Source organism: Streptomyces sp. SM1 (assembly GCF_002910825.1).
GTDB classification, from domain to species: Bacteria; Actinomycetota; Actinomycetes; order Streptomycetales; family Streptomycetaceae; genus Streptomyces; species Streptomyces okerensis.
In genome coordinates this window covers 1-7,400 of record NZ_NEUB01000891.1, presented here as the reverse complement: position 1 = coordinate 7,400, position 7,400 = coordinate 1, and the positions used below count along the sequence as shown (strand labels likewise).

General features: G+C 68.3%; 10 protein-coding genes and 1 pseudogene. 7 read left to right on the top strand and 4 right to left on the bottom strand.

Translation table 11 applies throughout. The features are described from left to right. Both B9S61_RS30090 and B9S61_RS41755 read right to left on the bottom strand, forming a co-directional pair. On the bottom strand, nucleotides 1-894 hold an 894-nt coding region (locus B9S61_RS30090; protein WP_146064868.1), incomplete at its 3' end, for a transposase. A gap of 73 nt (nucleotides 895-967) precedes the next feature. Then, nucleotides 968-1,129 carry a hypothetical protein gene (locus B9S61_RS41755; protein ID WP_219819978.1) on the bottom strand — a complete coding sequence of 54 codons (162 nt, stop codon included), beginning with the start codon at nucleotides 1,127-1,129 and terminating at the stop codon, nucleotides 968-970. A 150-nt stretch (nucleotides 1,130-1,279) separates the two neighbouring features. Between B9S61_RS41755 and B9S61_RS41175 the strand changes: the two genes are divergently transcribed. The 4 genes and pseudogenes from B9S61_RS41175 to B9S61_RS30075 all read left to right on the top strand — a co-directional run. Further along, complete coding sequence (locus B9S61_RS41175; RefSeq protein ID WP_181007606.1) at nucleotides 1,280-1,435, top strand: hypothetical protein; 156 nt, start codon at nucleotides 1,280-1,282, stop codon at nucleotides 1,433-1,435. Between the two features lie 142 nt (nucleotides 1,436-1,577). Further along, nucleotides 1,578-2,741, top strand: a complete 1,164-nt coding sequence (locus tag B9S61_RS30085; protein ID WP_107499722.1) for an ISAs1 family transposase — start codon at nucleotides 1,578-1,580, stop codon at nucleotides 2,739-2,741. A 22-nt stretch (nucleotides 2,742-2,763) separates the two neighbouring features. Then, complete coding sequence (locus tag B9S61_RS30080; RefSeq protein WP_103545060.1) at nucleotides 2,764-2,973, top strand: hypothetical protein; 210 nt, start codon at nucleotides 2,764-2,766, stop codon at nucleotides 2,971-2,973. 200 nt (nucleotides 2,974-3,173) lie between these two features. Then, nucleotides 3,174-3,398: pseudogene (locus tag B9S61_RS30075) on the top strand (IS701 family transposase); the annotation flags it as partial. Between the two features lie 219 nt (nucleotides 3,399-3,617). Here the strand turns inward: B9S61_RS30075 and B9S61_RS30065 are convergent. Beyond that, nucleotides 3,618-4,229 (bottom strand): ScbR family autoregulator-binding transcription factor, encoded by a 612-nt coding sequence (locus tag B9S61_RS30065; protein ID WP_103545058.1) that lies wholly within the window; start codon nucleotides 4,227-4,229, stop codon nucleotides 3,618-3,620. Between the two features lie 398 nt (nucleotides 4,230-4,627). Here B9S61_RS30065 and B9S61_RS30060 point away from each other — a divergent pair, with 398 nt between their 5' ends. Next, nucleotides 4,628-5,332 carry an HAD family phosphatase gene (locus B9S61_RS30060; protein ID WP_103545057.1) on the top strand — a complete coding sequence of 235 codons (705 nt, stop codon included), beginning with the start codon at nucleotides 4,628-4,630 and terminating at the stop codon, nucleotides 5,330-5,332. Nucleotides 5,333-5,674: 342 nt separating this feature from the next. Here B9S61_RS30060 and B9S61_RS30055 read toward each other — a convergent pair whose 3' ends face one another. After that, nucleotides 5,675-5,839 carry a transposase gene (locus tag B9S61_RS30055; RefSeq protein ID WP_103545056.1) on the bottom strand — a complete coding sequence of 55 codons (165 nt, stop codon included), beginning with the start codon at nucleotides 5,837-5,839 and terminating at the stop codon, nucleotides 5,675-5,677. Nucleotides 5,840-6,045: 206 nt separating this feature from the next. Here B9S61_RS30055 and B9S61_RS30050 point away from each other — a divergent pair, with 206 nt between their 5' ends. Together B9S61_RS30050 and B9S61_RS40225 are read left to right on the top strand one after the other, a co-directional pair. After that, nucleotides 6,046-6,456: a transposase gene (locus B9S61_RS30050; RefSeq protein ID WP_181007605.1), complete on the top strand. Its 411-nt coding sequence runs from the start codon at nucleotides 6,046-6,048 to the stop codon at nucleotides 6,454-6,456. Further along, on the top strand, nucleotides 6,453-7,400 hold a 948-nt coding region (locus B9S61_RS40225; protein WP_181007604.1), incomplete at its 3' end, for an IS3 family transposase. The genes B9S61_RS30050 and B9S61_RS40225, both read left to right, overlap by 4 nt.

The following is a 7,400-nucleotide window of genomic DNA, read 5'->3' as shown; positions in this document are numbered from 1 at the left end:
GCCCTTGGCGGCCCAGCGCGCGTCGGTGTCGTAGGGGGAGGCCAGGCGGATACTGCCGGGCGGGACGCCGTCTGTCTCGGCCTCCCGCTTCCTGACCACCTCCCGCCCGCGCGCATCGGTGTGCAGGTAGTAGGTCTGCACCAGCACCTGCCGCAGGGTCTGCACGGCCTCGATGTCGCGGATCCAGGGCGGGGCGGCAGGCGCGTAGGCCGCCCGGCACAGCGTCAGGGCGTCCTGGCCGAAGACGTGGGCCAGCTTCTCGCGCTTGGTCTGGGACGACGGCATCGTCCAGCCGTTGATCCGCTCGCCGTAGCGGTGGGCGAACTCCGCCACGTCGATCGTGTCCGACAACCAGGACGGTGCCGCGACCGCGAGTGCTTCCAGGGCCGCGCGGACGCTCTCCCCGGCCAGCTCCGTGCGGTTCAGGTCCCGCACCGCGCCGATGACGTGGGTGGCGTCGGTGCGCTGCCTGCCGCCGGCGGCCACCAGGCCGGCATCCTTGCAGTACTCCAGCAGCCGGTCGAACACCACTCGTTCCAGGCCGTGTTCGGCAAGGCGGGCGCGGAAGCGGGGCAGCACGGTGTGATCGAAGCCGGTGTCGGCGAGCTCCATCCCGAGGGCGTACTTCCAGTCGATGGCCCGCACCGTCATGGCCGCGGCCTGCCGGTCGGTCAAGTTCTCAGCGAACTGCAGCACCGTCACCAGCGACAGCACACCCGGCGACAGCCCAGGGGCGCCGCGCGTACCGAACGCCTCGGCGAACGGCTCGTCGGCGAACACCTCGGCCAGCCGGTCGCGGACCCGTATCGGCAGGCTCCCTTTGGGGAAAGCCTTGCGGGCGATCTTCGCGGTCTGCTCCGGTACCGGTGGCAGGGCCTTGGGCTGCATCGACATCTCTCACCCCTGCGGCCGAGGAACGGGGAAACCGGCCGCAGGGCCGATCATGCCGCAGCCACCGGACTCCGCGTCACGAATTGCGCACCAGAGTCACCGCCTCGGTCAAAGGCGCACGCACTCGCTCCAGCTCGGCTTGGAGATCCTCCACCCACACCGCCGCGGCCTTCCGCGGCACTTCCGACACCGCCCGCATCGACGGCGTCCGCCACCACCACGACATCTCGGTCAACACCGGACCGAGACTTCCGCGCCGGCCCTCAGCCTCGATCCACCGCGCGGATAGTTGACCTGGGGACGGAGAAATGAGAAGAGGTGCCCGCTGACCTGGGATGATGGGAGTTCCTACGCCCACACCAGTCCCACGAAGCAAGGCACCTCTGAAGTGAAAGTCTCCCACAGCCCGTCGACGCTGTTCGCCGCGTTTGACGACCCCGACCTGGTCGCGCATGCCGGGCTGGTCCCGACGGTCCGACTGGCCGAGCGATGCGGTCTGCCCGCTCTGGTGGCCAGGTCGACTTCGGGTTCCCTGATCGCGTAGTTCGTCCGGCGTGAGGGGGTTGCTGGCGCCGCAGCAGAACGGGCACGGGACCTGTGATCATCAGGGTGTCTACGCCAGTTGATCACTATGAGGTGCCGTGCCCGCGTCCCGATCCTGCCCGATTCCTGCCGTCCTGGCCAAGTTGGGCCCACTGAGCCGGGACGACACCGACCGTCTGCGCCGTCACCTGGAGCGTGTTCCCGATCCCCGTGGCCGTCGGGGACGGTGGTATCCCCTGGTCGGCGGGCTGCTGATGTGCGCCTGTGCCGCTGTGTCCCAGGCCCGCACTGTCGAGGAGACCGCCGAGTGGGGGCAGCGGGCCGCCCTGGGTCTGCTGGACCGGCTCGGCTTCCGCCGCCATGTGCCCGGCCTCTACCGCTCCCCGTCCCAGCCCACCCTCACCCGGATCCTGGCCGCGGTGGACACTGATGCCCTGGACACGGCCATCGGTGCCTACCTGTCCGAACACCGGCCGGCTCCCGGCCCCGCGTCACGGCGGGCGATCGCGGTGGACGGCAAGACGCTGAAGGGGTCGGCCCGCCTCGGCCTGCGCCGTCGCCACCTGCTGTCGGCCGTGACCCACGGCTCCGCGATCACCCTGGCCCAGCGGGAAGTGGGTGCCAAAACCAACGAGACCGCCGCCCTCCGGCCGCTGCTGGAGCACCTGGACCTGCAGGGCACGGTGGTCACCTTCGATGCCCTGCACAGTGTCCAGGATTCCGTGCGCTGGCTGGCCCAGACCAGGAAGGTCCACTACATCGCGATGATCAAGGGCAACCAGCCGACCGCATACGCCCAGCTCAAAGCCCTACCCTGGGGCCGGATCGCAGTGCAGCACAGCACCTCGGAAACCGGACACGGACGGCGGGAGTCCCGCTCGATCAAGACACTCGCGGTCGCGGACAACCTCGGCGGGATCGCCTTCCCCGAAGCGATGCTGGCCCTGCGCATCCACCGGCGCCGCAAACAGACCGGGGCCAAGGAGTCCCGCGAGACGGTGTACGCGGTGACCAGCCTCGACACCCACCAGGCCGCACCCCGGGAACTGGCCGGTCACGTTCGCCGGCACTGGACCGTGGAAGCCCAGCACCACATCCGTGACCGGACCTTCGCCGAAGACGCCTCCGCCGTCCACACCGGCAACGCACCCCGCGCCATGGCCTCCTTCCGGAACCTGGCCATCGGACGGCTCAAACAGCTCGGCGCTACCAACATCGCCAAGACCACCCGCGCCATCCGGGATCTACCCGAACGAGCCGCCCAGATCCTCGGCATCCCCGACAGCCCTCATACTTCGGGAACCTGAAGCCGCCCTGTCGAGCACGACGGTGAGCTTCTCCGGCTGCAGCTTCGGTGGACCCAGCAGCGCGACTCTCGAGCTCGACCACGTCAGAGACTTCCTTCCGGACGTGAGCCACGGCACGCGGAGCAACTCCTGCAACACGGTGTCCTGGGGCGAGGTGGGGAAGGCGGAGTTCTACTTCATCTACATCGGCTCTACTAGGCTCAGCGTCAACAGCGTCGTCACCCGCTACTGACAGCGTTCGGACCGACAGTGGCCCCTCGGGTATCCGGGGGGCCACGCCTCTCAGGAAAGTTGACAGAAGGCCAGAATGACCACCCGTTCGAGGAGAAGCACTACGCCGACCAGGCAACGGCCGAACGAGCGAACCTGAAACCCCGTCAACCCACACTGACCAGCTGATCAGCACCTCCCGCACGCCGGGGGAACCTCAACCTGGTGCGGTGGGCGAAGATGCGCTGGCGGATCGAGCACGACTACCGCGAACTCAAGCACGGCCTGGGCCTGGACCACTTCGAGGGCCGCACCTGGCGCGGCTGGCACCACCACGTCACCCTCGTCACCGCCGCCCAGGCGTTCCTCACCCTCAGGCGGCTCGCCCCAAAGGTCCACACACCGGCCTGGCCCTCTACCAGGTCCTCGACGCTCTTCAGGACCTGCTGTACGTCCGGTCATGGGCTGCAGGCGGCAGACCTTCCGAGAGCAAGTCCCCGGGCTCCTGGAGCGCCGTCAGCGGCGGCTATTCACCCACACATGCTGTGCGACCGGCAGGCGGGAGAGCGCAGCCGATCCGGGGTACGAGAGTGACGCTGCCCCGGCAGCCCAGAAGGTCCACGACCACCGCACCGGGCCATCGGAGTCCCCCTGAGAGTATGTGCGTCACCGCCCTGCCGGGAGGTTCCCGCAGGTCGGTTGTGGCCGGAGGGAGGGCAGGGTCAGGTGCCACCAGTCGGTCAGGCGGTCGTCGAGGACGGTCGTACCCTCGATGGCCTCGGTGAGGGTGCACAGGCCGAAGAACGCGCGCACCAGGGTCCGGGCCGTGCGGGCGGGGCGGACGCGCTCGTTGACCTGCCCTGCCAGCCGGGCCTGCGCGAGCAGTCGCGTGGCGGCGGCGGTCCACAGCGCGAAGGGGTCGGGAACGGGGGCCTTGATGACGGTGCGCTCAGCCCACAGACGGGCGCCGGCGCGTGTCACGGGGTCCCGGGCGAGGGCATGGGCGATGTCGTAGCTGAGGGCGACGAGCCGTTCGAGCGGGGGGACCGTCTGATCTCCGTAGCGGGCAGCGAGCTGAGACCAGGTGGCGAACCGGTCCTCGACGACGGCGACGGCGATGCCCTCCTTGCCGGTGTAGTGGAAGTAGACCGCGCCGCTGGTCCGGCCCGACCTTGCGCTTATGTCGTTGACGCTGGTGGCCGCGTATCCCTGTTCAGCGAACAGTTGGGCTGCCGCTTCCAGCAGTGATCTGCGGGTTGCCTTCGCCCGTTCCTGCAAGGTTCCGTCCGCTCTCGCTCTGTTCTCATGTCGGCCACGAATTTAGTGCGCCAGCGTACGCCCGGAGTCCAAACAGGCACTTTCGTGCGGTAATTACGCAGTTCTTTCGAATGTGAACGCGTGCGAGTGGTAACGGACGCAAGGCGCTCCGGGCCCCCTGCGGCCAAGCACGCGTGACAACTGACGTGTGCACACGTGGCGTTGCCGGCCCCGGCGGCTGCGTCACGACTGTCGCCGCCAAACGGTCATACGCCTGTTTGCGGCGCCCGTCGAGTCACTGAAAAGGGTTATTGCCTGATTTGCATGGACGGAAATAACGTAGTGGAAACTATCTTTCCGTTTTCTGTGGATACGGGAAATGCCACATGCGTACATGCGAAGGTATGGGAGAGGCCCCAGTGACCACCTCGGACCACGATCTGCTCGACTGGTCGCCCGAAGCCGTCGTCTTCGACTGCGACGGCACCCTGATGGACAGCGAACGCCACTGGCAGGAGGCTCGCAGCCGGGCCTTCCGGGAGCACGGGCTCCAGCCACCGCCCGGGTTTGCGGAGCAGGCCCTTGGCCTGCACTACGAGGACTGCGGCCGGCTCATGGCGCAGTCCGTGCACAAACCCGAACTGACCGAGGACCTGACAGCCGCGCTTCTCGACCACTTCCTGGCACTCGTCACCGACGAGCCGGTGACGATGCCAGGTGCGGTCCGGATCGTACGGCTGCTCTCTGGCCGGTTGCCGCTGGCGGTGGCCAGTAACTGCCCGAGGGTCGTGGTCGAAGGCAGCCTGGAACGAGCCGGGCTGCTCGCACACTTCCAGCACCTCGTCGTCCCCGACACCGGGGACCGCGTGCGCCCCAAGCCGCATCCCGACGTGTACGCCGTGGCGGCCCGGCTCTGCGGTGTCCCCCCGCACCGGGCGCTGGCGGTGGAGGACTCCCTGACCGGTGTGGAAGCGGCCCGCCGGGCCGGCCTGCGGGTCCTGGGCGTCGGTCCCCGGCCTCAGGGTGACGGCGCCACCCGGGCCGACAGGTGGTTACCGACGCTGCATGCTCCCGAGCTGCTGGCCTGGGCCCACGCGCTCGGCAGCCCGCCGGGGACGCAATGACCTTGACAGCCCGCCGAGGTCCGGCAACGCCGAGCGCTCGCAGCCGACTCGAACGTGCGGAGCTCAGCTTGCAGTCGTTGAGGGCACCGCCACGCAACGCATGGGAACGGCTGACTGACCGACCGGAGCCCCGGCAACAACGACCTGCCCGGCTCCTGTGGGCGACTCACGATGTCACGGCGACCGACAGGGCGAAGGCGATCGTGACAACAGCCAGAACGACCGACCCCGCCCGCAGCGCCCTCGCCAGCTCGGCCGCTTCTTGCGCGCGTAGTACGCCGACTCGGACAGGCCCAGCACCCGCCGGCGGAGTTGACTCAGTTCTTCCCGCTTCGGCGGTGGTCAGCCGGTCGTCGCGTTCGCCTCGGCCTGGCGGCCCCAGCCGCGCAGGGCCTCCTTGTGGATGCCCAGGTCCTTCGCGACGTGCGCGATCAGACGGCCGGTGGTGTGGATTTCGCGGACGGCCCGCTCACGGAGCTCGTCCGGGTATTTGCGTGGTGCTGGCACTGCTCGTGGTTCTCCTTCGGGCCAGGATCATGAGCCTGGCTTCAGGGACTCCACGAAACCGGGGTCAGCTCCACAGCCGCCTTCAACCAACACGCCGACAGCGAGATCCTGCTCAGCTTCCCCGGCCCCCTCTCTGGCAACGTAGGACGAGGCAGGCATACTGGATGATTCATTGAGTCGAGGGCGGAGAGGGAGTAGTGCTCGTAGTGGCCAGCACCAACGACCACGGGACCCCGGATCCGCAGGTGACACCCCGCGCGGCCGGTCATCGCCGGTACTCGGCGGCGTACAAGGCGCGGATCTTGGCCGAGTACGAAGGGATCGACAAGCAGGCCAAGGGCGCCTTGCTGCGGCGCGAGGGCCTATATTCGTCGCTGATCACAACCTGGCGTCAGCAGCGGGACAAGGGTGCCGAGGCGGCGCTCGCCGCATCGGCGGGTCGGCCGAAGACCGATCCGCGGGACAAGGAGATCGCCCGGCTCAAGTCCGAAAACGCCAAGCTGGGAGCCGAGCTGGGCAAGGCACGCACCGTCATCGAGGTGCAGTCAAAACTCTCCGCGCTGCTCGACCAGTTCGCCACGGACAGCGCCACGACGAACAACGGCGAGAGCAAGTGACCTTGGCGGAAGCGGCGTCCGCTGGCGTGCCCGTCGGCGAGGGCGAGTCGGCCTTCGAGGCGGCCCGCACGGTTGCCCTGGGCAAGCTGTCCCTCCTGGTCGGCCGGGTCAAGGCATGCGCCGCGCTCGGCGTGAGCCGGGCGACCTGGTACCGCCACCACCGCACGTCCCCGCCGCCGGTGAAGCCGACGCTGGAGCGCAAGCGCCATCCGCGGGCCCTGAGCGAGGCTGAGGAGGCGGAGGTCCTGGCGGTGTTGCGGTCGGCCGAGTTCGTCGACATGGCACCGGCCGAGATCTACGCGGTGCTGCTGGACCGGGGCACCTATCTGTGTTCGGAGGCGACGATGTACCGGATCCTGCGCCGACACGGCGAGGTCCGCGAGCGCCGTCGGCAGGCCACGCATCCGCCCCGCAAGAAGCCTGAGTTGATCGCGACCGCTCCGAATCGGGTGTGGTCGTGGGACATCACGAAGCTGAAGGGCCCGTATCGGGGAAGCTATTTCTGCCTCTACACGATCATCGACATCTACAGCCGCTACACCGTCGGCTGGATGATCGCCGCATCCGAGAACAAGGACCTCGCCGAGCAGTTCCTGTCCTCCACCATCACCAAGTACCCCGTTGAGCAAGGGAAGCTGACGATCCACTCCGACCGGGGATCGCCGATGATCGCCCACAACGTCGCGCAGATGCTCAGCAATATGGGCGTCACCAAGTCCCATTCGAGACCGAAAACGTCGAATGACAACCCGTACTCGGAAAGTCAGTACAAAACCTTGAAGTACCGGCACGATTTCCCCGACCGGTTCGGCTGCATCGAGGACGCCCGCACCTGGTGCACCGGCTTCTTCGACTGGTACAACCTCGCCCACCGACACTCCGGGATAGCGATGCACGCCCCATTCGACGTGCACTTCGGGCTCGCCGACCAGCTCCGCGAGATG